We start from the raw sequence: 23,472 nt of genomic DNA on the forward strand, positions 1-23,472 counted from the left end.
GACAGGCGGCTTCGAGGCTGCCTGTCTGTTCACCTTTCATGAGGATATGCGATGTCCGGGGACAGGATCGCCACCATCAATCGTCGGGGCTTCTTGGCCGCTGCCGCGATTTTGCCGGTCATGGGCATTGCGGCACGTGCGAATGCCGCCGAGACATTGGGCTTCGGCGAACTCTATAAGAGCTTCGGCCCACTCGGGCTCGAATTTTCCGACAAGGTGAAGCAGCTGAGCGGCAGGGAAGTCGCCATCAATGGCTTCATGGCGCCGCCATTGAAGGCCGAGGCCGCTTTCTTCGTGCTCACGGAAATCCCGATGTCGCTCTGCCCGTTCTGCTCTTCCGATGCCGATTGGCCCGACAACATCATGGTCGTCTATCTCTCTTCCAAGCAGACATTCGTGCAGTACAACGCGCCAATCACGGCGCGGGGCGTGCTGGAATTTGGCTCGTGGACCGATCCGGAAACCGGATTCATCAGCCAGCTGCGTCTCCGCGACGCATCGTTCAGGACCGTCTGAACACATGCTTGCGCTCGATATCTCCGGTCTTGAAATGCAGTTTCCCGGCCTGGCCGCGCCGGTTCTCGCCATCGACCGCTTCCATCTGCCGGCGGGCGGCAGGCTTGCGATCACCGGTGCTTCAGGCTCCGGCAAAAGCACGTTCGTCAACGCCATTACCGGCTTGGAAGATGTCGGTAATGGCAGCATATCCTGGAGCGGCACGGAGATCACACGCCTGTCGTCCGGCCGGCGCGATGCGTTCCGCGCCCGCAATATCGGCCTTATCATGCAGGATTTTCATCTCTTTCCCGGCCTGTCCGCCTTCGAGAATGTCGTGCTGCCGATCAAGCTGACGCGGCGCCTTACGGCCAAGGAGCGGGAACGCGCACTTTATCTGCTGTCTGTCACCGGTATCGCCCGACCGCAGCAGAAGATCGAAACCTTGTCACGCGGCGAGATGCAGCGTGTTGCCGTTGCCCGCGCACTGCTGTCGCGTCCCGGCGTCATCGTTGCCGACGAGCCGACCGCCAGCCTCGATCGTCAGGCGGGTAGTGATGTCGCGGAGCTTTTGCTGCAGCTTTCGGCCGAGGAGGGGACGACGCTTGTCGTCGTCACGCATGACGCTGCACTTGCCGAGCGCCTTGGCCGCCGCATCAATCTGGCAAACGGGCGCATCGAGGAAGACAGCCAGGAGGTGGCCGCGCGATGATCACCTTCATTCTTGCCGACCTCAGGCGCTTCTGGAGCGGGGCGTTAGCGGTTGTCGTGCTGATTGCCCTGTCAGTCGCGCTGAGCGTGACGGTGACTCTGCAGGAGCGGGCAGTTCGCCTCGGCAGCGCACGCGCCGCGGAAAAGTTCGATCTGCTTGTCGGTGCTGCCGGCAGTGAAACGCAGCTGGCGCTTTCCGCCGTTTTCCTGCAGCCGGCGCCATTGCCGCTGATGGAGGGTGCCGTTCTGTCTCGCCTTGCCAGTGATTCGCGTGTCGAACTGGCGGCACCGGTCGGCTTCGGCGATTCCGCCTACGGACATCCGATTGTCGGCACGACCACGGGCCTCATTTCGTCCCTCTCGCCGTCGCTCTCGCAGGGGGTGATGTTCGCGCGTCTCGGCGAAGCGGTTGTTGGCTCGGATGTCGCCTTGCCGACCGGCGCGGAAGTCAAACCAATGCATGGCACGGCCGAGACCGGCGGCGAAACCCATACGGCCATCGCCTATAAGATCACCGGCCGCATGGCGCCGACGGGAACAGCCTGGGATCGCGCCATCCTGGTGCCGATCCGTGCCGTCTGGCAGTTGCACGGAATGCATGGCGCGGACCATCACGACGATGATGGCGACGAAGCCAATGTGCATGGCGCAGCCGAGCCGCATCAGCATGACGACGGGCGCGAAGAAGGCCACGACCATGAGCACGGTCATGTTGATGCCAATGCGCCGCTCGACGAGCATTTCGACGTGCAGACGCCCGGCGTTCCGGCCGTTCTGGTCAAGCCGAAGACGATTGCCGATGCTTATCGCCTGCGGCAGGAATACCGCACGGGTACGACACTCGGCATTTTCCCGGCTGAGGTGCTGACCAGGCTCTATGCAACGCTCGGCGATGCCCGCAGCCTGCTGCTGGCGATCGCATTTGGGACCCAGGCGATCGTGATTGCCGCGATCGTGCTGGTCACCATCATGCATGTCGGCTCGCGGCGCCGGCAGATCGGCGCCTTGCGGGCGCTTGGAACACCGGTCCGCTCGATCATCACGCTCGTCTGGGGCGAGCTCTTCGTCCTGTTCGCCGCCGGCATCCTGCTCGGTATCGCCCTCGGCTACGCGGCAGCGCTGGTTATCTCCGTCAGGCTGGCGGCAGCGACCGCCGTGCGCCTGCCCGTCGGTTTCTCTTTCGATGATCTCTGGCTTGTCGGAGGCTTTGCAGCCGTTGCCGCGATCATCTCCATCGTGCCGGCGTTCAGCGCGCTACGCTCCAGCCCGGCTGCCGCACTGCGCGCCTAAGAAAGTCTAGTCGTCCTTAAAACGGCGATGCGTCGCTGCGCTTCTGGCCACGTGCTCATAAATCCCGGTCATCAAGTCCAATGTGCTGGACGCTTCCTCCAAACGGCGGCCCATGTTCGGAACGCCTTGCACAGCTTTTACCAGAAGGGCCGAGCGCACTGCGGCGTATTCATCTGTGACGTCTCGACCTTTTTCTGTCACCGAATATGTCACCCCCGAACGGCCGCTGCCCCTTCGTTCTACCAGTCCTGCACCGACCAGCTTTCTCAAGCTGTACTGCATGTTCGGGATATCTTCTCGATTGGACAGGCGCGCGAGATCCTTGATGGATTTAGGCCTATCATGCATGCGAATTATATGGAGCATGGCATTCTCAGGGCCGCTTGCTGCCAGTCCAATGACCGAAGCCAGACACTCGGTTTGCCAGCGTCCGAACGCTTCGAACGCGCGCATGAGGGCAAATTCCAATTCGGTCAGGTCCACTTGCAGCGGTGTTTGCGCCAGATGCCAGCTTCGATCCAAGCCGCGTGGATGGCCCTTCTGGTCTTCGGTTTCGGTGCTCATATGCTTCCTTTGCGGGATATTGCGGTGACGCCAAGACGGCGAGAGTTGACAAGTTTCAAGTTTCAAATAAAATTTCTATCGTAAATTATATCAAAAAATAAAGGGAACGAAATGTCGGAGAACTCGATGTTCGCCGCAGGGCAATTTTTGCTCGGCACCTTCGCCAGCAATTGCTCCAGTGGCATGAGCGTTACCAAAGTGCCGGAACGCTGGGTCAATTCCTGGGACAACAATCTGAAATTGGCCCAGCAGCTGGATGAAGCAGGTATCGATTTCATGTTGCCGATCGCCCGATGGATCGGATATGGCGGCGACACCAATTTTCATGGCAATGTGCTGGAAACGATGACGTGGGCGGCGAGCTTGCTCGCTAGCACGAACAACATTAACGTCTTTGCCACCATTCACACGGCCGCGAACCATCCAGTCGTCGTCGCCAAGCAAATCGCGACGATCGATCAAATCAGCAGAGGACGGATCGGCCTCAACATAGTTGCCGGTTGGAACCAGCCGGAATACGAAGCGTTGGGGCTTGACCTGCCCGCCGATCATGAAAGCCGCTATGCCTATGCGGAGGAATGGTTTGATATCGTCAAAAGCCTATGGGAGCGAGATCGGGCCTTTGACTATGATGGGCAATTCTTTCATCTCAGAAATGTACTTGGCGATCCTCGCCCCGGGCATCGCGCACCTATCCTCAACGCTGCAGGTTCCGGCCAAGGCCGCTCCTTTGCCGTGCGGAATGCAGATTTTCTGTTTACTCCGGCCATAGATCTGAGCCGTTCGACGACTGAAATCGCGGAGTTGAAACAGCAGGGCAAAGCCGCCGGTCGCAATTTGGGTGTCCTCACCTTTGCCCATGTGGTCTGCCGGCCGACGGAGGGAGAAGCGCGAGACTATCTGCAGCATTTCGGAAAGGACAATGCGGATTGGGAGGCAGTCGACAATCTGGTGCGCCTGCAATTCGCGCATGCGCAATCCTTTCCGCATGACCTTCTGGCATTGATCCGGGACCGGATGGCTGCCGGACATGGCGGTTTCCCGCTCATCGGGACGCCCGAGCAGGTGGCGGAGGGTATTCTTGCCCTTCACAAGGCGGGCTTCAGCGGAACGACCATTTCATTTGTCGATTACAATGCCGAATTCCCATATTTCCGTGATCGGGTTCTTCCGCTGCTCGAACAGGCCGGTATTCGCAAGCCGGTTTCAGTGCCCCATGTGACGGTCTAAATCCATCGTGGATATCAGGAGGGAAGGTTGCTGCGGGGGCTTCCGCCACAAGCTGAGAAGCATTCTCAATGCAAGCGCTGGCCATTCGACGGATCGAACAGATGTGTCTTTGCCGGGTCGATCTTCAGTTGGATTGGCTGGCCGGGTGACACGGTGGGACGGTCCCTGATGGCTGCGACGATCGATTGCGCGCCGGCCTGCAATTGCAGATGCGTGTCCGAGCCTGTCGGTTCGATGATGATGACTTTGGCCTGCACGCCATCCGTATCGACGGCAATATGTTCCGGGCGAATGCCGAGCTGGACGGATCGGCCGAGATGGCGGCGGGCGCTTTCCGGCAGCGGCCAATGCAGATCTTGCGCGTCCTGCAGCCCCAACGTCCCGTTTAAGTCGGTGACGAGGCCGTCGATAAAATTCATCGACGGCGATCCGATAAAGCCGGCGACGAAGCTGTTGGCAGGCGCGTCGTAGATGTCAAGCGGTGAGCCGATCTGCTCGATATGGCCGCCGCGCATGACGACGATACGGTCGGCCATGGTCATGGCCTCCATCTGGTCGTGCGTCACGTAGACCATGGTGGTGCCAAGCCGCTGGTGCAGCGTCTTGATCTCGGTGCGCATCTGCACGCGCAGCTTAGCATCGAGATTGGACAGCGGTTCGTCGAAGAGGAAGACGGCGGGGTTGCGGACGATGGCGCGCCCCATCGCCACGCGCTGGCGCTGGCCACCGGACAATTGCCGGGGATAGCGATCGAGCAGGGCGGCGAGATCGAGGATCGCTGCGGCATCGTTCACCTTTTGCTCAATTTCCTGGCGGCTGCGGCGCGCGAGCTTCAGAGAAAAGGCCATGTTGTCGCGCACGGTCATGTGCGGATAGAGCGCATAGGACTGGAACACCATGGCGATATCGCGCTCATTGGGTTCGAGATCATTGACGATACGATCGCCGATTTCGATCTCGCCGTCGCTGATGCCTTCCAGCCCGGCGATCATCCGCAGCAGGGTGGATTTGCCGCAGCCCGAGGGTCCGACAAGCACCACGAATTCTCCATCCTGTGCGGCGACGGAGACGCCGTGCAGCACTTCAAGCGCGCCGTAGCGTTTGATGGCATTGCGAATGGTCAGTTTCGCCATGGATATCTCTCCCAAAATTCGGCGGGCGCTTCAGCGACCGCCCATGCCCGCATTGAGGGCGATGCTGTTGTAGATGAGCTTCTGCAGGATGATCGCGAGGAAGATGCCCGGAAGCATGGAAAGCGTCGCACCCGCCATCAGATAGTTCCACTGCGTACCTTGCTGCGTCTGGAACAGGGTGAGGCCGACCGGCAGGGTAGCATTGTCGGCACCCGTCATGACGATCAGCGGCCAGAGGAAGTTGTTCCATTGTCCAATGAAGGTGAAGAGTGACAGAAGCCCGATCGCTGGCATGGATAGCGGCACGATAATGCTGACGAGGATGCGTAGGCGGGACGCGCCGTCGATCCTGGCGGCTTCCTCGAGTTCCATGGGAATGGAGAGGAAGAACTGCCGCATCAGGAATGCGCCGAAGGTGCCGAAGGAGATCGGCAGGATCACGCCGGGGAAGGTGTTGACCAGACCGAGCTTGTTGACGATCAGAAACAGCGGAATGATGAGCATCAGCGGCGGCACCATCAGCGTGCCGATATAACCGAGCAGCAGCGTTTCGCGCGCCCTGAATTTCAGCCGCGCGAAGGCATAGCCGGAAAGGCAGGAGACGACGACAGTGATCGCTGTCACGCAGATCGCGATGATGGCGCTGTTGAGGAAGAAGCGGCCAAAGGGCAGCTGAGTCCAGGCAGCTGCAAAATTACCCCATTCGAAGATATCGGGCAGGATACGTGGGGGTATCGCCGTCACCTCGGCATTTGAGCGCACTGCATTCGATACCATCCAGAAGAAGGGAAAGAGAAAGGCGATGGCGACAAGCGTGATTGCCAGGTGATTGACGACATCGAGCACCAGCTTCCGGCGTGTTCTGGCTTCGGATTTAAGCGTCATAATGCACCCATTTGCGCTGGAACCAGAATTGCAGGGCCGTCAGCGCCATGATCAGCGCGAACATCACCCAGGCGATGGCAGAGGCGTAGCCCATTTGGAAGTTCTGAAAGCCGCGTTGGTAGATGGCATAGCCGAGCGTCGCGGTCGACGATCCCGGCCCGCCCTTGGTCATGACGAAAATCTGGTCGAAGACCTGCAGCGAGGTGATCGCCGTCATGACGGTGCCGAAGAACAGCGTCGGCGAAATCAGCGGCAGCCGGATTTTCCAGAAGCGGTCCCAGGCCGTCGCGCCATCGATGCGGGCTGCTTCGAGGTAACTTGCCGGCACCATGTCGAGCGCGGCGTTGAAGAGAACGGTATTGTAGCCAACGCCGGCCCAGATCGAGGTGAGGACGACCGCCTGCATGGCAAGTGTGCGATCGTTCAGCACGCCCGACAATGGCAGCGATAGTGAGGCCATCAGACTGTCGAAAAGCCCGCCGCTGGTGAAGATCAACATCCAGACCATGGCGACCGCAATCAGTGGGGTGAAGGTCGGGAGAAAGAAGATCACCCGGAACCAACGCTGCCCGATCTTCAGGCTCGAAATCCACGTCGCCAGCCCGAGCGAGATGATGATGTTCAGTACAAGATATTCGACGGTGAAGAAGAGGGTGTTGCGCAAGACCGTCCAGAATTGCGGGTCGGTCGTAAACAGGCGCACATAGTTGGAAATGCCGACGAAACGCGGCGTACCGAGCAGCTGCCAATTGGTGAAGCTGAGCGCGATCGAGGCAAGGATCGGCAGGACGAGAAACAGGACGATGCCGATCAGGCCCGGCAGCAGGAAGAACAGTGCCGTCCATCCCTCGCCTCTGAACCATTTGCGCGAGCGTGGCCTTGGTCTTGCGATCATGTCGGTATGCTTGCCCAGCATCATGGGCCTCTCCTTTCCGGCGATGGCGCTGCGGTCGAGCCGATGAGCCCGGCCGCAGGCCGACGAGACGTCCGGTCTATGGCAGCTGGCTCTGAATGTCGCTCAATACGCCTTCGGGTTTCGAGTCTCCCGTCAGCGCGAGCGGCACATATTGCATCACCAGATTCTCGAACTGGTTCCATTTCTCGTTGATGCGGAACGGCGTGGTGTGGGCAAATATATATTGAAGCGTATCGCGTGTGCCGCTGACATTCTTGGCAGCGCCATCATACCAGGCGGTCTGCTGTGCAAGCCGGGCCGGCAGTGCGCGTCCGGCCGCGCCAAGGATTTCAGCGGCCTTGGGGCCTGTCAGCACCTGCAGCGCCTTGAATGCGGCATCCTTGTGCTGACTGGTGGCGGAGATACCCCAGCCCGAGCCGGCCGTAATGAAGCGCGAAGAGCCGCTGCCGCGCGGCAGCGGTGCGATGCCGATCTTGAAATCGACATTGGCCTGCCCGGTAATCAATGACCAGGGACCGTCGATATACATGGCGACATTGCCCGAAGCGAAGCGGCCGCTTGCGGCCGAAGCATCGGCCGCGGAGGCAAAGACCGGCGAGAGTTTGTCCTTGGCGGTGAGATCGGCGTATTTGCTGAACGCATCGACAAAGCCGGCATTGGTAAGGTCGAATTCATTGTCGGCGTTGAAATAATCAGCACCGAGCGCGACGGGGCCGGCGATGAAATCAAAAGCCTGGGTGCCATAGCCGTAGACTCCATCCTTGGTTAGTGCCTTGGCGTCGGCCTTGAAGTCGTCGAACGTCCAGTCTTTGGCCGGCTCCTTCAAGCCGGCGGCTGCGAACTTGTCGCGATTGTAGAAGACCATCCACGGGCCGACATCGTAGGGCAGCGCATAGAGTTTGCCGTCCTGCGAAAGACCGGACATGATCGATGTCTCGAAATCAGCCACCTTCACGTCGCTGCCTTTCACGTAATCATCGAGCGGTGTCAGGATCGAAGAGAAATTCGGCAGGCGCATCGATTGCATCGAGACGATATCGGCGACCTGACCCGATGCTGCCAGAACCGGCAGGCGTGTCCAGTAGTCCGTCCAGCCCGAAAGCTGCAGCTTGACCTTGATATCGGGATATTGCTTGTTGACGAGATCGGCCAGCTGCTGCCAGAGCTCCGCATCGTTCGGCGCGCCCCACATCTGCCAGGTAAGGGTCACGGCGGTATCCTGCGCTTGCGCGCAGATGCCGGGTAGTGAACCCGCCGCAAGGGCGGCGGCAAAGATCAATGAATGCTTCATGATTGTTCCTCCTCCTCAATGACTTTCGTTGCAGTGACGTTCATCACTATCCGGACGCTCCCCTCCGGCTTGGTCTTGCGGCTCGTTCACGCCGCGATCATCGCCTCCAGGTCGGCGATCAGGCCGATCAGTTCGCTTCGCTGACGCTGCCACGTGTCCGGACCTTGCTCCGGCTCCAGAATGGCCGTCATCCGCTGGAGAAAGTCGGGCGGCAGCCGTTCGAGTTCGGCTGCCATGGGCAGATTCCAGCCGTCGCCCGGAAAATAGACCCGGTTGAAGGCAAAGACGGTCTGTAGAATGGCATTGGCAAGCTTGCCTGTGAGACCGACGAGAAAGACGAGGTCGCGGCGAACGACCTTGCTCTCATAGTGATAATCTCGGGCCCAATAGCGCAGGACATCCATATATTGGCTGAGCACGGAAGCCCTGAGCGCTTCCGGATATTGCGCCAGCTGCTGCCTCCAGCCGGCCAGCAAACCCCTGGGATCGGCGATGATCTGCTGGTTGGCAAGATCGGTCGGCAGATGATAGCCCCAGATCGTCCATTCGAAGCTCTTGGGCACGACCACTCCGGCAAGCCAGGAATCCAGGTCGCGCTGGACGCCGGCATACCGCCGCATCCAGACGCCATCCATGCGGATGCCTTCGGCCTGCCAGTCTCGCAGCGCGGCATCGAAACGCCGCCACGCCGCGGTTTGCCGGACCTCCGGTCCGCGATAGGCGTCGGCATAGACCCTGAAGTCGAAATCTGATTGCGCATCCGACCTCCCCTTGCCGCGCGATCCGGCGAGTGCAACGGCACCATTGCCGTCTTCTGCCAGATCGGCGATCAAGGGGGTCATCGCGGCTATGAGTTCGGTTTCGCGGCTCACGGCGGCACAGGACGGCTGGGTTTCGCTATCCCCCTCAATCCTTGAGGATCAGTTCGATGACTGGCGTCACGACGTCAGGCTTGAGCACCGGCAATTCCAAGGTCAGAATGCCCTCTCCGACGGCGACGCCCACATTGGAGTCGACTTCCGCATCCGGGTCGAGCCAATGAAGCTCGCTGGCATCGTGCAGGAACTGTGCATATTTGACCTTGCGCCCCAGCTCTTCGATATGGATGTGGCGGAAGGGCCAGGTCTGTATATGCAGGTAGAGCCGATTACCTTTCTGCGTGAAGCGGCATCCGTTGGGCGCCTTATAGGTCGAAGGTCCTGCGCCATAGATCGCGCGGCCGTTCAGGCGCAGCCATTCGCCATAGGTGTCGAGCGCCTTGATGGCGCGGGCGTCGAAGGTGCCACGGCCGGTCGGGCCGACATTCATCAGCAGATTGCCGCCGAGCGAGACCGTGTCGACCAGGATGTTGATGAGCTGGCCAGCATCCTTCCAGCTGGTCTCGTCGCGATAATAGCCCCAGGAGCCGCTGAAGGTGTGGCAAGCTTCCCATCGTACCGGCAGGCCGGCAACGGTCGGTGCGACGCGCGGCGTATATTGCTCCGGCGTGACGAGTTCGGGCATGTGATCCGCATCGCGCGGCAAGTCGAGGCGGTCGCCGACGATGATATCGGGCTGTAGCTGGCGCACCAGTTTCATCAGGTCGTCGCTCTCCCAATCGGCACGTCCCTTGCCGGGCAGGCCCTTGTAGACGCGCTGGGGATAGCTGAAATCGAACCAGATCACGTCGATCTTGCCGAAGTTCGTCAGAAGCTCGGTCACCTGATCGCGCATGTATTTCGCATAACGCTTGACGTCGCGGCCCTCGTTGAGCTTGGCGGCGTCGGGATGGTTTCGCTGGGGGTGATGTCCGTCGATCGGGAAATCGGGGTGGTGCCAGTCGAGCAGCGAATAATAGAAGCCGACCTTGAGCCCTTCGGCACGAAGTGCTTCGACATAGGGGCCGATCAGGTCCTTGCCATAGGGTGTGTTGGTGACCTTGTAGTCGGTGACCTTGCTGTCCCACAGGCAGAAGCCTTCATGGTGCTTGGCGGTCAGAACAACATATTTCATGCCGGCTTCGCGAGCGCGGCGTGCCCATTCGCGGGCGTCGTAGAGGTCGGGGTCGAAATTGTCGAAATATTTCTGATAGGCCTCGGTGGTGAACTCCTCCCGGTTCTTCAGCCATTCGTGACGTGCGCCGAGGGCGTAAAGTCCGAAGTGGATGAACATGCCGAAGCGGTCGTGTCCAAACCATGCCTTGCCGTCGGCCACATCCTGGCCGCCACTGATCGCTGCGTCGCTCACACTATCCTCCCAAGTGTTAAGGCTTCATCGAACCGGTTCGATTTGATAATTGATCCTCATGCCCGGTATGTCAAGCGCACTGTTGAAATCTCTTTCCGCATATTGCTTCACGGCCGGCAAATGGTAGATTTATGGCAGAGATTCACGGAAGGGAGCCTTTGATCGGAAGGCTCGAGGCGATAGAAACGGTTCGAAAAATTCATGGCCACCATTCGTGACGTCGCCAAACTCGCTGACGTATCCGTCTCGACGGTGTCGCTGGCCTTGAGCAATCCGGCGCGCGTCAGCCAGAAAACACTGGAGAAAATTCATCAGGCGATCGCTGCGGTCGGCTTCGTTGCCGATCCGCTTGCCCAGAGCCTGGCGCGTGGGCGCAGCCGCATGATTGGCTTCATCGTCGGCAATGTCGGCAACCCGTTTTTCGGGGATATCCGGCGCGAGCTGGAAAATTATGCGCTTGACCATCAGCACTTCGTCGTCGTCACCGATTCCTCAGGCAAAACGGATCGCGAGAGGGCGATGGTCGAGCACCTGATCGGCCTGAAGACCGCAGGCCTTGCGCTTGCGCCGTCAGGCCATGATCGGGATTATATCGACTTCATTGCCGGCCTGAACCTGCCGATCGTCTGTTTCGACCAGAAGGTTGCCGGCATCGAGCGCGATTTCGTCGGCTCCGACAACTATCTGGCCGGGGCGATGCTGACGGAACATCTCCTGCAGCTCGGCCACAGGCGCATCGCCGTCATCACCGGCCCGAGCCATATGCATACCGCGACGGAGAGATATCGCGGCTTTGCCGATACGATGGCCAATGCCGGCGTAGACATCAATCCGAATTTCGTCGTCGACGGCCAGTTCACGCGCACAGCCGGCTACGAGGCGGCCATGCGTTTGCTGATCCAGCCCGAACGCCCCACTGCGATCCTCGGCACCAATAACGCAGTTGCGCTCTCGGCGCTGCAAGCCATGCAGGAGCTGGGCTTCCGCTGTCCCGAAGACATCTCGCTCGCCATGATCGACAATGTGCAGTGGAGTTCGGTCATCACGCCGCGCATTACCATGGTGGTCCAGGATACGCTGGCGCTCGGCGGCATCATTGCAAGACGCCTGATGCACCGCATCACCAATCCGCAAGGTGCGGTCGAGCCGCCGCAGGATTTCGTGCTGACGCCGAAATTCGTTCCGGGCAATTCCTGTCGGAGAATTTAGAACTCTTTGCACCTTGCATTGGGGCGCCGAAGACATCTTGTGCTTTGGCGGCGAACGTTCTCAGGATTGCCTCAGAACTGGTTGCCGAAGCCGAGCCGGAAGTTTCCCCTTGTCGTAGTCTTGCTTCAGGAACGCCATGGCGGAGCTGAGATTGATCACACCGAATGGTAAAGCACAGATTGCCGATCTAGTCTCGCACAAGGTCTGATTGCGATAGTTCAGGCGGGGCGAATATCGATGAACTGCGCTGTGGGGGCGATCTATGATTTCGACGTATCTCGGCTACGTGTCCGCGACAAAGGACATGGCATCGACGCTTGCGCGCATCGCCAAGCAGGCGACGGTCAAAAGCGACCAGCAATATTACGATGCGCATATCGGCAAGATTAAGAATGTCGATGAGTTTCTGAGCGACTACAAGCTGTATAGCTATGCGATGAAGGCCTATGGCCTCGAGGACATGACCTACGCCAAGGCCTTCATGAAAAAGGTCCTGACCAGCGACCTTAGCGACACGAGCAGCTTTGCAAACAAACTGACGGACAGCCGTTACCGGCAATTCGCTGCCGCTTTCAATTTCGGCGGCACGTCAAAAAATCAATCGGCTCAGAGCGATTCACAGAAGAGCGATACGATCGGGCTCTATGAGCAATCTTTCGCCAATGAAACGGCTTTGGCCAAGAAGGAAAGCAAGTTCTACGATAGCTGGATCGATAAGGTGTCGAACGTCGACGACATCGTCAACAGCAGCAGAATGACGGACTATATCCTGCGGGCGCACGGTTTAAACCCGGACAATATCTCGAAGGCGTTCCTCAAGTCGGTTCTGACCAGCGATGTCAACGACCCGAACAGCTTCGTCAACACCGCAAGCAATTTCTCGACGGCATCGCTGCAGCCGACATACAAGCTGATCGCGTCGCAGTTCAGTTTCAATGCCGACGGAACGCTTTCCGGTGCGACCGCGCAGACGGCGGAGCAGAAGGAGGCCATGATCTCGCGGTATGACAGCATGGTCCCGAGCCTGTTGAGCCCGGCTGCGGCCGCCAGCAACGACGATTACTATCGTCAGACGATCACGAAAGTTCAGTCGCTCAGCGACATAACCGGCGATAACAGGCTGTTTTCCTACATAAAGACCGCATTCAACCTGAATCCCAAGCTCACTCCGGTCCAATTCAACCTCGCTTTTACGAACTCCGATTATGCCGCCGTGACTGGAATGGCGGATATGGTTTCGCACTTTCAGTTTGCATCCGATGGTACGCTGCCCGCCGGTCAGCCGGCGCAGACGCCGCAAGCCATCGACGACATCTCGACCAAATATTTGAACCAGGCGAAAGATGCGAAACAGAACCTGTTCGGCGATGCGGAGAAACACTACAAGAGCGCGGTCGGCGAGATAAAGACGATTGCGGACTTCTTTGCCGCCAACGATACCAAGAACAAGAATCTTCCAACCGTGGAGGACATGGCGCTTCGTGCCTTTGGGATCGGCAAGAACGAGGTCTCCAGGGACCAGCTGCGCAAGATACTGGAGAGCGATCCCTATGACAGCAAGAGCTATGTCAATTCGCTGAAAGACGACAGATTCGTCGGGCTTGCCAAGGCTTTCAATTTCGACAGTGAGGGCAATCTGCGGGCGCCGGTCGCGCCCTTGTCCCAGACTTCGATCAACAGCCTGATCTCAGCCTATTCAAAGTCGAAGACCTTCGGATTGACCGGCGAGATGCGAGATAAGGCGGTCAAGGATGCGAAGGACGCAGCGACCGAATTCAGCAAGTCGATCTCCAAGATCAAGACGGTCGACGAACTCCTCGCAGACAAGAAGCTGACGGAGTTTATTCTCGTTGCGAACAATATCGATCCCAAGTCGGTCGACAAGAATAGCTTGAAGAAGGCCTTCACCGCGGACCCCGAGGATGCCAAGGGCTTTCTGAACACGCAGGCAGGCCAGCAGTTCAAGGCGATGGTGAACGCCTTCAATTTCGACGCCAAGGGAAATCTGACCACGGCCAAGATCGAGCCGGGACAGAACAAGGGCGCGCGTCTCGCCACCAACGATCTCTATCTTCATCAGACCCTGGAGACGCAGCAGGGAAGCTCCAACGAAGGTGTTCGTCTCGCTCTCTATTTTCAGCGCAAGGCACCCCAGGTCAATTCGGTCTACGATATCATGTCGGATCCGGCGCTCTACAATGTGATCAAAACGACTTATTCGCTACCCGCATCCATGTCGAACATGGATGTGACCCGTCAGGCGGCGATGCTTGAAAAGCTATTCCCGATCAAGGATTTGCATGATGCCGGCAAGGTGAACAATCTGCTCAAGCGCTTCTCGGCCGTCTATGATGCGGCAAATGGCGGGAATACGACCTCTGCCGCATCCGCCATCCTGACGCGCGGATCGGGGATTGGCATGAGCGCCGATCTGATGCTCTCGATTGCCCAGCTCAGATCGCGATAGCGCCTTCGTTTGCGATACTATTGATGCTGCAACACGCTCAGGCCCCCGTCCACGGTCAGGCAGGCGGCATTCATGAAGGGACACTCGTCCGAGACCATGAAGACCGCTGCCATGGCGATCTCGTGAGGGGTAGCGATGCGGCCGCCCGGATGCAGTTTCATCGTTTCGGCCTTCGCCTTTTCCGGGTCGGGGAAACTGTTCCAGTAATCGATGGCCTTCTGCGTTGCGACATAGCCGGGCGCGAGTGCGTTCACGCGTACGTTCTTCGAGGCATATTCGATCCCCAGAGATTTGGTCATGCCGAGAAGAGCATGCTTGGCAAGCGGGTAGGGGAAGGTATGCGGGATGATCGTGAAGGCGTGGGTTGAAGCGATGTTGAGTATGACGCCGCCGCCACGGGCGATCATCTCGGGCAGCACGGACCGGCAGCAATTCCAAGCGCCCTTGAGATTGATGTCAAAGCAGCGCTCCCAGTCCTCGTCCGTCGTCTTCAACGGTTCGGCGAAGACGTTGACCCCAGCATTGTTGACGAGCGCATTGATGCCGCCGATTTCGCCGGATGCTCTGGCCACGGCTACGCGCACGGCTTCGGCATCGGTGATGTCGGCCGCCTGATAGCCAAGATTGGCACCGTCTTCCTTCAGACTATCCGCAGCTTGTTCCAGCAGAGCTTCGTCGCGATCGATCAGGAAGATGCTTGCATCTTCAGCCATGCATGCCTCGGCTATGGCCAGCCCGATCCCCTGCGCGGCTCCGGTAATGAAGATCCGTTTTCCCGAAAGGCGATTTGACATTCAGTGTTCCTCTTTGTGCTGGGGCGGAAATCTCGCGGTCAGCCGACCCCTCAGGCTACCGCGAATATTCCTGTGGCCGCAGGCGGATCGATCCTGCAAATGTCTCTCCCGGCTGCAGGATTTTCAAATCTCCGAAGTCGGGGAGATTGTGACCGTTGGCGATGTGGGACATAGGCTCGAAGCAGAAATAATCATGGCGAAAGGTCGGATTGAAGTTCGTATCTGGAATGAAGATGAATGCGTGTCTGACTGAAGCGTCGGCGGTCAGCCGCAGGCCTGCATGTCTCTCCGGCCAGACGATCTCCGCTTCGCCGCTCCATCCCTCGAAGCCGTTGTTGACCCAGCGGCGAGGCAGGGGTGAGGGCGCGGAAAAGTCGAGATCGTCCGGAATCTCGGTACGTTCTCCCGGAAGCCAGCCTTCCGTTTCCGTCCAAAATCGCTGCGCCGGCGCAAAGAGTGTCGTCTCAGGGGTCATCGGGAAGTATGGATGCCAGCCTAGCCCGAAGGGCAGCGCCTCCTTGCCAGTGTTCTCAACGCTCATGTGAAGCATCAGCTCTTCGGATGACAGCGCGATGATCTGCCTCGCTGCGTAACTGTAGGGCGTATCGCCCTCCCGATGATGAAAGCCGATCTGCAATTCGTTGCCGATGCGGGAGAGGACGGACCATTCGGCTTGCCAACCGTCGCCATGAAGGTAGTGAGGATCCGAAGCCGTGTTCGGCCTCAGCCGATAGTCGCGCCCCGCGAACGCGAAACGATTGTTCCGCACGCGGTTGCCGAAGGGAACGAGGGGATAGCAGGCGGAGGCGGACGGATGCGCATCGTCCGGTGCGGATCTCAATAACGCAATCCTGCGCCCCTCCACCGTCCAGGTATAATCGAGCAATGTGCCGCCGAAGGTTGAAGCGCGAGCAGAAAGCGAACCGTCCCGCAAATCGATGATGGTCATTAAGCGGTTGCCTTCTCCCTACAACCAAGGCCGGTGCCGAACGCACAACACCCTATATCTGCCTCGGCCCATGTCAACGGATATATATGATTTATTTTCGGATCCTCTCTGAGGTTCTTGCCGGTATATCCCGCAATATATCCCTGTTCGGCATCTTAAGCGAGCCTTTGGCGATCAGCTAATGCCGCAACGGCATAAATAATCATACATAAATATTGACTGGTATGATGTTTTTTCATATTCAAGGTCTCGGGTCCGTTGGGCTGCAAATGCAGTTTAATTGTTATACAAATAATTGACTCATATTACAATATAACTTACGGAAATCGAGCGGTTCCCGGGAGATGGATGGGGACGCGCAAACAAAGGGAGAGAGATCATGCGCTTTTTCAAAGCGGCTATCCTTGCCGGCACCTTTGCCGTTCTGGCGGCCGGCTCTGCTTTCGCGGAGGACGTCAAGATCGGCTTCATCGTGAAGCAGCCCGAAGAACCATGGTTCCAGGACGAATGGAAATTCGCCGACCAGGCGGCCAAGGAGAAGGGCTTCACGCTCGTCAAGATCGGCGCTGAGGATGGCGAGAAGGTTCAGTCGGCGGTCGACAATCTCGGCGCGCAAGGAGCACAGGGCTTCATTATCTGCACCCCGGACGTGAAGCTCGGCCCTGGAATCGTTGCCAAGGCTGCCGCCAATCAGCTGAAGCTGATGACGGTCGACGACCGCCTGGTGAATGCCGAGGGCAAGCCGCTCGAAGATGTGCCGCATATGGGCATTTCCGCAACAAAGATCGGCGAGACCGTGGGCCAAGCGATCGTCGACGAAATCAAGAAGCGCGGCTGGGACATGAAGAATGTCGGCGCGATCCGCGTGTCCTACGATCAGCTGCCGACCGCCGTCGACCGCGTCGAAGGCGCGATCTCGGTTCTGAAGGCCGCAGGCTTTCCGGCTGCGAATATCTACGACGCGCCGCAGGCCAAGACCGATACGGAAGCAGCGCTCAACGCTGCGACCACCGTTCTCAACAAGCATGCCGATATCAAATACTGGGTTGCCTTCGGCCTTAACGACGAAGCTGTGCTTGGCGCTGTCCGCGCCTCGGAATCGGTCGGCATTCCCGCAACGAACATGATCGGCGTTGGTATCGGCGGCGCGGATTCGGCGATCAACGAATTCAAGAAGCCCGCCGCGACCGGCTTCTTCGGCACGGTCATCATCTCACCGAAGCGCCATGGTTATGAGACGGCGCTCAACATGTATGACTGGATCGCCAACAGCAAGGAGCCGCCGAAGCTCACGCTCACTTCCGGTTCCCTCGCACTGCGCGGCGACTATGAGAAGGTTCGCAAGGATCTCGGCATCGAATGATCATCCAGGCAGGATGATGTCCGTTCGGCGGCCTCACAAATGCCGCCGGACCTTCTCTCGATGGGGCAAGTATGGCTTTCCTTGAATTCAAGGGCATTTCCAAGGGCTATCCCGGTGTCCAGGCGCTGTCGAACGTCTCTTTCGATGTCGAAAGGGGTGCCGTGCACGGGCTGATGGGCGAAAACGGCGCCGGCAAGTCGACACTGATCCGGGTTCTCTCCGGCGATCAGGCTGCCGATAGCGGCAGCATCGTCATCGATGGCGTGGAGCAACACTATAGCTCCGTCCGCGATGCCTTTCATGCCGGCGTCATTGTCATCCATCAGGAACTGCAGCTGGTGCCGGAACTGACGGTTGCCGAAAACCTCTGGCTCGGCCGTTTTCCCGGCAAGGCCGGCGTGATCGACGGCAAGATGCTGATCGAGACCGTTCGCACGAAGCTCAAGGAAATCGGCATCGATGTTGATCCTGCGGCAAAGGTATCCTCGCTGTCGATCGGCGCGCGCCAGATGGTGGAGATCGCCAAGGCCGTCATGGTCGATGCGCGGGTGATCGCGCTCGATGAGCCGACCTCCTCGCTCTCGTCACGTGAAAGCGAAATCCTGTTTTCCCTGATCGACCGGTTGAGAGCCAACGGCACCGTCATTCTTTATGTCTCGCATCGCCTGGATGAGATCTTCCGGCTCTGCGACAGCCTCACCGTGCTGCGCGACGGCAAGCTTGCGGCCCATCATCCTGACATTGCCGATACGACGCGCGAACAGATCATCTCGCAAATGGTCGGCCGCGAGATCAGCAATATTTGGGGCTGGCGCGAACGCCCGCTCGGCGAGGTGCGTCTGGAAGTCAAGGGCCTCTCCGGTTCTAAGTTGCGCAATCCCGTCAGCTTCTCGGTTCGCAAGGGCGAAATCCTTGGCTTTTTCGGCCTCATCGGTGCCGGCCGAAGCGAAATGGCCCGGCTTCTCTATGGTGCCGATCATCGTCATCAGGGCAGCGTCTCGATAGACGGCGTTGCCGTCGCGCCGAACAATCCGAAGGCGGCCATCAGTGCCGGCATGGTTCTCTGCCCTGAGGATCGAAAGTTCGACGGCATCATTCAGGGGCGATCGATCGAGGAAAATATTGCGATTTCTTCGCGGCGGCATTTCTCGCCCTTCGGCATCCTTAATCCGAAGCAGGAAGCCTCGGTCGCCGATCAGTTCATCGCCAAGCTCAGGGTCCGTACGCCCTCCCGCAAGCAGGATATCGTCAATCTCTCGGGCGGCAACCAGCAGAAGGTCATCCTTGGCCGCTGGCTTTCGGAACAGGGCGTCAAGGTCCTCGTCATCGACGAGCCGACGCGCGGCATCGATGTCGGCGCCAAATCGGAAATCTATGAAATTCTCTACGAGCTGGCGGCTGGCGGCATGGCGATCGTCGTCATCTCCAGCGAGCTTCCCGAGGTCATGGGCATTTCCGATCGCATCATGGTCATGTGCCAGGGGCGCGTCGCAGCCAATGTCGCTCGCGCCGATTTCGACGAACGGGCCATTCTGACCGCAGCCTTGCCCGATAAGAATGCCGCCGGCACGATCTAATTCAGGAATGGTAGTGATGAATTCGTTGAAAAAAATTCTCCTCGGCGAACAGGGCCTCGTGGTGATCTTCGCGATCGCCTTCGTGATCGTCTCGCTCTTTGTGCCGAGCTTCCTGACGGAGCGCAACATGCTCGGTCTGCTGCAGTCGGTGGTGACGATCGGCATCGTCGCCTGCACGATGATGTTCTGCCTGGCCTCGCGCGACTTCGATCTTTCGGTTGGTTCGACGGTCGCCTTCTCGGGCATGATCGCCGTCATGGTGTCGAACTCCACCGGCTCCATTCCGCTCGGCCTGCTCGCCGCGCTGATATGCGGCAGCGTCGTCGGCGTCGTCAATGGAGTCGTCATCGCCAAGTTCCGCATCAACGCGCTGATCACCACGCTCGCGACGATGCAGATCGTGCGCGGCCTCGCCTTGATCGCGTCTGATGGCCGTGCCGTCGGCATCAACGATCCGGCCTTCTATCAGCTCGCGCTGTCGCGCTTTCTGACGGTGCCGACGCCGATCTGGATCATGGTGCTGCTCTTCATCATCTTCGGCTTTACGCTCAACCGCACTGTTTTCGGCAAGAACACGCTTGCGATCGGCGGCAATCCCGAGGCGTCGCGTCTGGCCGGCGTCAATGTCGTCAACATGCGGATCTGGATCTTTGCCTTGCAGGGTCTCGTCTGCGCCATTGCCGGCATTCTGCTTGCCTCGCGCATCACCTCGGGCCAGCCGAACGCGGCAACCGGGCTCGAGCTTTCCGTCATCTCGGCCTGCGTGCTTGGCGGCGTGTCTCTCGCGGGCGGGCGTGCAGCGATGACTGGCGTGATCGTCGGCGTCCTCATCATGGGCATTGCCGAGAACGTCATGAACCTGCTCAATATCCAGGCCTTCTATCAATATCTCGTGCGCGGCTGCATTCTGCTGCTTGCCGTTCTGTTGGACAATCTGCGCTCGTCCGCGGTAGGGCGTGGCAGTCGTTTGTAACGGTCGGATTTCCTTGGAGAAGTTTGGGGAGAAGTTTATCGAGCTTGCAGTTGCGCATTGATGCCGGGGCGTGGTGCCGCTCATGATCGCTGATGGGTCAGCGGAAGGGAGTGCTAGGGATGAGTACGCGTTTGGGGTCTTTACGGACGACGCCGGCCGGGGCCGCGCCTGAGCAGGGAAGGCGTACCGTGCGCGAGGAGCTGTTGAAGAAGCTCATCGGCCAGATCGTCTCGGGCTCTCTCGCCGAGGGCTCGGTTCTTCCCAATGAGGCTGAACTCTCGGAAGTTTACGGCGTTAGCCGCACCAGCCTGCGCGAAGCCATGCAATATTTGTCGGCGCTGGGGATGGTCCGTTCGCGCACCCGCGCCGGTACCACTGTTCTGCCACGAGAGAACTGGAACTATCTGGACCCGCTGGTTCTCGATGCGACCCTGGCACTCAGCAATGACCGCAGCTTCTACGATTCCCTGCTCGATGCGCGGCAAGTGCTGGAACCCGCCGCCGCCGCACAGGCGGCTGCTAATGCCACGGCCAAGCAGCTCGCACAGATTGCCGAGGCCTTCGAGGATATGGTCGCTGCCAATGCCCGCGACAACGAGGCATGGAGCCAAGCAGATCTGGAGTTTCATACCGCGATCATCAATGCTAGCGGCAACTGGGTTTTCCGGCAGTTCGCCACTGCGATCCGCGCCGCTTTGCTCGCGAGTTTTCGCCTGACCAACCGGGCCAGCCAGTCGCATGATTACGCGATCGCGCGCCATCAGGATGTCCTGGATGCGATCCGCATGCGCCGGCCCGATGCTGCACGTTTTGCCATGGAGCAGCTCATCGGAACGGCCAGAATGGAGCTTAGCGACGCCCTGCGTGCCGCTAAGCTGAAGGACGGATCGGAATAGGCTGCTTTTTGGACAGGCCGGAAGCAGATACGACCCGTTTACTTTGTCGTATAGCCACCGTTGACGAGAATGGTCTGTCCGGTCATCCACCAACCGTCGGAGACCAGGAACCGGATATAGGGCACGATATCCTCGATATCGGTAAGGCCGGTCTTCGAAAACTTCGAGAGAGCGGCGGCGCCCTTGTGATAGGCCTGGGCATCGGCGCTTTCCGCTGGGTAGAAGAAAGGCGTGTCCATCGGACCGGGGCCGATCGCGGTCACCGAGATGCCGCGATCGCCGAATTCCTTGGCCGCAGCGCGGGTAAAATGCTCGACTGGCGCCTTGGTCCCGGCATAGCTTGAATAGAACGGCGTGAAGGCACCGAGCAGCGACGTGACGAGCGTGCAGATCTTGCCGTTGTCGTTGAGCGATTTGCCGGCCTCCTTGAGGAAGAAGAAGGCCGATTTCGAATTGACGGCACTCATCTCGTCATATTCTGCCTCGGAGATATCGACGATCGGCTTCTTCAGCACCTTACCGACCGTATTGATCGCAATATCGGGGCGGCCGAAGGCGGCAATGGCCTCGGCAAAGAGTTTCTCCACCGCGCCTGCTGTCGTGAGATTGGCCTGGAATGCGGCAGCTTCGGCACCGGCTGCCTTGATGGCCGCAACCGTCGCATCGGCATCAGCCTTGGTAGCGGCGCTGTTGTAGTGGACGGCGATCGCTTTTGCGCCGTGCGCTGCGAAGTCGCGGGCGATCAGGCCGCCTAGATTCTTGGCGCCGCCGGCAATGATGACGGTTTTCCCTTTGATCGAATGATCGGTCATGAAAGAGCCCTCCTTGGGAAGTGGGACGGCACCGTGCCGCCCTTCCTGAAGCAAATCTATCGTCTGGAATTTGCCGATAAAGCGGTCTAATTTAACATCATCTGTCAGAATTAACGGACAATAGCGGTATAGCTTTTGGATCGCATCGACCTCTTCAGGATTTTCACGCGTGTCGTGGAATGCAGCAGCTTCACCCGCGCAGCGGATACGTTGGGCTTGCCGCGCTCCTCGGTCTCCGCTGCCGTCATGGAGCTGGAGGGCCGCGTCGGCGCGCGTCTGCTTCACCGCAGTACGCGCAAGGTGTCGCCCACCCAGGATGGCACGGCCTTCTACGACCGCTGCCTGAGGGTAATTGCCGATGTCGAGGAGACGGAAAGCCTGTTTCGACAGAGTGACGCCAAACCATCCGGTAAATTGCGGACGGATGTGCCGGGCCGCATCGGTCGCCTGATCATAGCGCCGGCGCTACCGTCATTTCTCGATCAGTTTCCCGATATCGAAGTGGATCTCGGCGTTACCGACCGTGCCGTCAATCTGGTGGAGGACAGCGTCGATTGCGTGTTGCGCGTCGGCCCGCTTGTTGATTCAGGGCTGATTGCCCGGCCGATCGGAAAATTGCCGCTCATCAATGTCGCAAGTCCTGCCTATCTGTCGAGGCATGGTACGCCGCAAACGCCCGAAGATCTCGGCCGCCATTGGGCCGTGAATTATGCCTCGCCCTCGACCGGGCGAACCGAGCCCTGGGAATGGTTGGAAGACGGGGTATTGCGCAGCCTGCCGATGCGAGGCCGCGTGACCGTCAATAGCGCCGAGGCCTATATCGCCTGCTGTGTCGCTGGCCTGGGGCTGATCCAGAATCCGGCCTATGACCTACGCCAGCATCTGGAGGCGGGCGAACTTGTCGAGGTCATGCCAGATCATCGGGCGGAACCGCTGCAGATGACGTTGCTCTATCCGCATCGCAGGCATCTCTCCCGCCGCGTTCATGTTTTCGCCGACTGGCTACAGGCGCTCCTGGAGGAGACCGTGATCCCTCGCTCGAGCTCGTTCGAATGAAAAGCCGGATGGACGTGAGAAACGCCCACGATGCGGACGGCTTGTTTGTTCAGTTTACGGTCACTTGCCGTTATGATGTCGATCTGGAAGCCAAGATCTGGGCAGGCGATTGATCACACGGGATAGGTCGCAATGGTGAACCTGTTCAACCGACAGGCTGCCGCTGACAGGGGGCAGATCGCAGCCGCCCGGTAGCGCGGCGCCTATCGAGGAGAATTCGGAATGACCGACGATGAAAAGGCAATCCGGAAAGTCGTGGAAACCTGGATTGCCGCGAGCAAGGCGGGCGATACGGCAACCGTCCTAGGACTGATGACGGACGATGTCATCTTCATGGTTCCCGGCCAGGAACCCTTCGGCAAGGCGGCATTTGCCGCGGTTTCCAAAGGCATGGAGGGCATGAAGATGGAGGGTGCGAGCGAGATCGTCGAACTGCAGGTGCTCGGCGACTGGGCCTATATCCGCAATCACATCGACATGACGGTGACACCGCCGGGTGGCGACGCCGTTCATCGATCGGGTTATACGCTCACGCTTCTGCGCAAGGAGGCTGACGGGGAGTGGCGCCTCGCACGCGATGCCAACCTTCTGGCCGTGCGGCCCTGATCCATCTCACTCCCAGTCTTTCGGCCGCA

The 23,472-nt window shown here is 59.2% G+C and carries 22 protein-coding genes; 12 read left to right on the forward strand and 10 right to left on the reverse strand.

Features of this window, described 5'->3' with window-relative positions:
- Positions 1–51: 51 nt before the first annotated feature.
- From FBZ99_RS22385 to FBZ99_RS22395, 3 genes are read left to right on the forward strand one after another with little or no spacing between them, the layout of a single operon-like run.
- Positions 52–516, forward strand: a complete 465-nt coding sequence (locus FBZ99_RS22385; protein ID WP_113350711.1) for a hypothetical protein — start codon at positions 52–54, stop codon at positions 514–516.
- 4 nt (positions 517–520) lie between these two features.
- The gene (locus FBZ99_RS22390) at positions 521–1,207 is read left to right on the forward strand and encodes an ABC transporter ATP-binding protein (RefSeq protein ID WP_113350710.1); all 687 of its coding nucleotides are present in this window, start codon (positions 521–523) and stop codon (positions 1,205–1,207) included.
- Positions 1,204–2,496, forward strand: coding sequence for an ABC transporter permease (locus tag FBZ99_RS22395; RefSeq protein ID WP_113350709.1), 1,293 nt, complete (start codon positions 1,204–1,206; stop codon positions 2,494–2,496). The genes FBZ99_RS22390 and FBZ99_RS22395 overlap by 4 nt, the downstream gene beginning before the upstream one ends.
- A gap of 6 nt (positions 2,497–2,502) precedes the next feature.
- On the opposite strand, the gene FBZ99_RS22400 is transcribed toward FBZ99_RS22395, so the two are convergent.
- Positions 2,503–3,060 carry a winged helix DNA-binding protein gene (locus FBZ99_RS22400; RefSeq protein WP_113350708.1) on the reverse strand — a complete coding sequence of 186 codons (558 nt, stop codon included), beginning with the start codon at positions 3,058–3,060 and terminating at the stop codon, positions 2,503–2,505.
- 126 nt (positions 3,061–3,186) lie between these two features.
- Between FBZ99_RS22400 and FBZ99_RS22405 the strand changes: the two genes are divergently transcribed.
- Positions 3,187–4,290, forward strand: a complete 1,104-nt coding sequence (locus FBZ99_RS22405; RefSeq protein ID WP_246661170.1) for an LLM class flavin-dependent oxidoreductase — start codon at positions 3,187–3,189, stop codon at positions 4,288–4,290.
- Positions 4,291–4,355: 65 nt separating this feature from the next.
- On the opposite strand, the gene FBZ99_RS22410 is transcribed toward FBZ99_RS22405, so the two are convergent.
- The 6 genes from FBZ99_RS22410 to FBZ99_RS22435 all read right to left on the reverse strand — a co-directional run bounded on the left by FBZ99_RS22410 (position 4,356) and on the right by FBZ99_RS22435 (position 10,741).
- Positions 4,356–5,423 (reverse strand): ABC transporter ATP-binding protein, encoded by a 1,068-nt coding sequence (locus tag FBZ99_RS22410; RefSeq protein WP_113350706.1) that lies wholly within the window; start codon positions 5,421–5,423, stop codon positions 4,356–4,358.
- A 30-nt stretch (positions 5,424–5,453) separates the two neighbouring features.
- Positions 5,454–6,308 carry a carbohydrate ABC transporter permease gene (locus FBZ99_RS22415; protein WP_113350705.1) on the reverse strand — a complete coding sequence of 285 codons (855 nt, stop codon included), beginning with the start codon at positions 6,306–6,308 and terminating at the stop codon, positions 5,454–5,456.
- Positions 6,298–7,203 carry a carbohydrate ABC transporter permease gene (locus tag FBZ99_RS22420; protein ID WP_371864856.1) on the reverse strand — a complete coding sequence of 302 codons (906 nt, stop codon included), beginning with the start codon at positions 7,201–7,203 and terminating at the stop codon, positions 6,298–6,300. Before FBZ99_RS22420 ends, FBZ99_RS22415 begins: the two co-directional genes overlap by 11 nt.
- Positions 7,204–7,300: 97 nt before the next feature.
- Entirely contained in the window at positions 7,301–8,515 is a 1,215-nt protein-coding gene (locus tag FBZ99_RS22425) for an ABC transporter substrate-binding protein (RefSeq protein ID WP_113329514.1), read from the reverse strand.
- An 86-nt stretch (positions 8,516–8,601) separates the two neighbouring features.
- Complete coding sequence (locus tag FBZ99_RS22430; RefSeq protein ID WP_113329515.1) at positions 8,602–9,387, reverse strand: DUF4037 domain-containing protein; 786 nt, start codon at positions 9,385–9,387, stop codon at positions 8,602–8,604.
- A gap of 34 nt (positions 9,388–9,421) precedes the next feature.
- The gene (locus tag FBZ99_RS22435; RefSeq protein ID WP_113350704.1) at positions 9,422–10,741 is read right to left on the reverse strand and encodes an alpha-L-fucosidase; all 1,320 of its coding nucleotides are present in this window, start codon (positions 10,739–10,741) and stop codon (positions 9,422–9,424) included.
- A gap of 201 nt (positions 10,742–10,942) precedes the next feature.
- Here FBZ99_RS22435 and FBZ99_RS22440 point away from each other — a divergent pair, with 201 nt between their 5' ends.
- Together FBZ99_RS22440 and FBZ99_RS22445 are read left to right on the forward strand one after the other, a co-directional pair.
- Positions 10,943–11,950, forward strand: coding sequence for a LacI family DNA-binding transcriptional regulator (locus FBZ99_RS22440; RefSeq protein WP_113350703.1), 1,008 nt, complete (start codon positions 10,943–10,945; stop codon positions 11,948–11,950).
- A gap of 262 nt (positions 11,951–12,212) precedes the next feature.
- Positions 12,213–14,417 carry a DUF1217 domain-containing protein gene (locus FBZ99_RS22445; RefSeq protein ID WP_113350702.1) on the forward strand — a complete coding sequence of 735 codons (2,205 nt, stop codon included), beginning with the start codon at positions 12,213–12,215 and terminating at the stop codon, positions 14,415–14,417.
- A gap of 17 nt (positions 14,418–14,434) precedes the next feature.
- On the opposite strand, the gene FBZ99_RS22450 is transcribed toward FBZ99_RS22445, so the two are convergent.
- On the reverse strand, positions 14,435–15,211 hold the full coding sequence (locus FBZ99_RS22450; protein ID WP_113350701.1) for an SDR family oxidoreductase: 777 nt from the start codon (positions 15,209–15,211) through the stop codon (positions 14,435–14,437).
- Positions 15,212–15,266: 55 nt separating this feature from the next.
- Positions 15,267–16,160 (reverse strand): aldose 1-epimerase, encoded by an 894-nt coding sequence (locus FBZ99_RS22455; protein WP_113350700.1) that lies wholly within the window; start codon positions 16,158–16,160, stop codon positions 15,267–15,269.
- Positions 16,161–16,539: 379 nt separating this feature from the next.
- Between FBZ99_RS22455 and FBZ99_RS22460 the strand changes: the two genes are divergently transcribed.
- The 4 genes from FBZ99_RS22460 to FBZ99_RS22475 all read left to right on the forward strand — a co-directional run bounded on the left by FBZ99_RS22460 (position 16,540) and on the right by FBZ99_RS22475 (position 20,969).
- Positions 16,540–17,523: an arabinose ABC transporter substrate-binding protein gene (locus FBZ99_RS22460; protein WP_113350699.1), complete on the forward strand. Its 984-nt coding sequence runs from the start codon at positions 16,540–16,542 to the stop codon at positions 17,521–17,523.
- A gap of 71 nt (positions 17,524–17,594) precedes the next feature.
- Positions 17,595–19,100: an L-arabinose ABC transporter ATP-binding protein AraG gene (araG, locus tag FBZ99_RS22465; protein WP_113350698.1), complete on the forward strand. Its 1,506-nt coding sequence runs from the start codon at positions 17,595–17,597 to the stop codon at positions 19,098–19,100.
- Between the two features lie 16 nt (positions 19,101–19,116).
- Entirely contained in the window at positions 19,117–20,073 is a 957-nt protein-coding gene (gene araH, locus FBZ99_RS22470; protein WP_162748756.1) for an L-arabinose ABC transporter permease AraH, read from the forward strand.
- A 119-nt stretch (positions 20,074–20,192) separates the two neighbouring features.
- The gene (locus tag FBZ99_RS22475; RefSeq protein ID WP_113329523.1) at positions 20,193–20,969 is read left to right on the forward strand and encodes a FadR/GntR family transcriptional regulator; all 777 of its coding nucleotides are present in this window, start codon (positions 20,193–20,195) and stop codon (positions 20,967–20,969) included.
- Positions 20,970–21,007: 38 nt separating this feature from the next.
- On the opposite strand, the gene FBZ99_RS22480 is transcribed toward FBZ99_RS22475, so the two are convergent.
- Entirely contained in the window at positions 21,008–21,781 is a 774-nt protein-coding gene (locus FBZ99_RS22480; RefSeq protein WP_113329524.1) for an SDR family oxidoreductase, read from the reverse strand.
- Positions 21,782–21,916: 135 nt separating this feature from the next.
- On the opposite strand from FBZ99_RS22480, the gene FBZ99_RS22485 reads away from it, so the two are divergent.
- Together FBZ99_RS22485 and FBZ99_RS22490 are read left to right on the forward strand one after the other, a co-directional pair.
- Positions 21,917–22,837 carry a LysR family transcriptional regulator gene (locus tag FBZ99_RS22485; protein ID WP_113329525.1) on the forward strand — a complete coding sequence of 307 codons (921 nt, stop codon included), beginning with the start codon at positions 21,917–21,919 and terminating at the stop codon, positions 22,835–22,837.
- Positions 22,838–23,059: 222 nt separating this feature from the next.
- Positions 23,060–23,443, forward strand: a complete 384-nt coding sequence (locus tag FBZ99_RS22490) for a YybH family protein (protein WP_113350696.1) — start codon at positions 23,060–23,062, stop codon at positions 23,441–23,443.
- Positions 23,444–23,472: the final 29 nt, after the last annotated feature.

The sequence above is a fragment of the Rhizobium sp. ERR 1071 genome, from assembly GCF_007828675.1.
GTDB lineage: Bacteria > Pseudomonadota > Alphaproteobacteria > Rhizobiales > Rhizobiaceae > Rhizobium > Rhizobium dioscoreae.

Coding starts and splice junctions, on each gene's coding strand:
- FBZ99_RS22385 (WP_113350711.1), top strand. CDS start 52: ATGTCCGGGGACAGGATCGCCACCATCAATCGTCGGGGCTTCTTGGCC.
- FBZ99_RS22390 (WP_113350710.1), top strand. CDS start 521: ATGCTTGCGCTCGATATCTCCGGTCTTGAAATGCAGTTTCCCGGCCTG.
- FBZ99_RS22395 (WP_113350709.1), top strand. CDS start 1,204: ATGATCACCTTCATTCTTGCCGACCTCAGGCGCTTCTGGAGCGGGGCG.
- FBZ99_RS22400 (WP_113350708.1), bottom strand. CDS start 3,060: ATGAGCACCGAAACCGAAGACCAGAAGGGCCATCCACGCGGCTTGGAT.
- FBZ99_RS22405 (WP_246661170.1), top strand. CDS start 3,187: ATGTTCGCCGCAGGGCAATTTTTGCTCGGCACCTTCGCCAGCAATTGC.
- FBZ99_RS22410 (WP_113350706.1), bottom strand. CDS start 5,423: ATGGCGAAACTGACCATTCGCAATGCCATCAAACGCTACGGCGCGCTT.
- FBZ99_RS22415 (WP_113350705.1), bottom strand. CDS start 6,308: ATGACGCTTAAATCCGAAGCCAGAACACGCCGGAAGCTGGTGCTCGAT.
- FBZ99_RS22420 (WP_371864856.1), bottom strand. CDS start 7,203: ATGATCGCAAGACCAAGGCCACGCTCGCGCAAATGGTTCAGAGGCGAG.
- FBZ99_RS22425 (WP_113329514.1), bottom strand. CDS start 8,515: ATGAAGCATTCATTGATCTTTGCCGCCGCCCTTGCGGCGGGTTCACTA.
- FBZ99_RS22440 (WP_113350703.1), top strand. CDS start 10,943: ATGGCCACCATTCGTGACGTCGCCAAACTCGCTGACGTATCCGTCTCG.
- FBZ99_RS22445 (WP_113350702.1), top strand. CDS start 12,213: ATGATTTCGACGTATCTCGGCTACGTGTCCGCGACAAAGGACATGGCA.
- FBZ99_RS22450 (WP_113350701.1), bottom strand. CDS start 15,211: ATGTCAAATCGCCTTTCGGGAAAACGGATCTTCATTACCGGAGCCGCG.
- FBZ99_RS22455 (WP_113350700.1), bottom strand. CDS start 16,160: ATGACCATCATCGATTTGCGGGACGGTTCGCTTTCTGCTCGCGCTTCA.
- FBZ99_RS22460 (WP_113350699.1), top strand. CDS start 16,540: ATGCGCTTTTTCAAAGCGGCTATCCTTGCCGGCACCTTTGCCGTTCTG.
- araG (WP_113350698.1), top strand. CDS start 17,595: ATGGCTTTCCTTGAATTCAAGGGCATTTCCAAGGGCTATCCCGGTGTC.
- araH (WP_162748756.1), top strand. CDS start 19,117: ATGAATTCGTTGAAAAAAATTCTCCTCGGCGAACAGGGCCTCGTGGTG.
- FBZ99_RS22475 (WP_113329523.1), top strand. CDS start 20,193: ATGAGTACGCGTTTGGGGTCTTTACGGACGACGCCGGCCGGGGCCGCG.
- FBZ99_RS22480 (WP_113329524.1), bottom strand. CDS start 21,781: ATGACCGATCATTCGATCAAAGGGAAAACCGTCATCATTGCCGGCGGC.
- FBZ99_RS22490 (WP_113350696.1), top strand. CDS start 23,060: ATGACCGACGATGAAAAGGCAATCCGGAAAGTCGTGGAAACCTGGATT.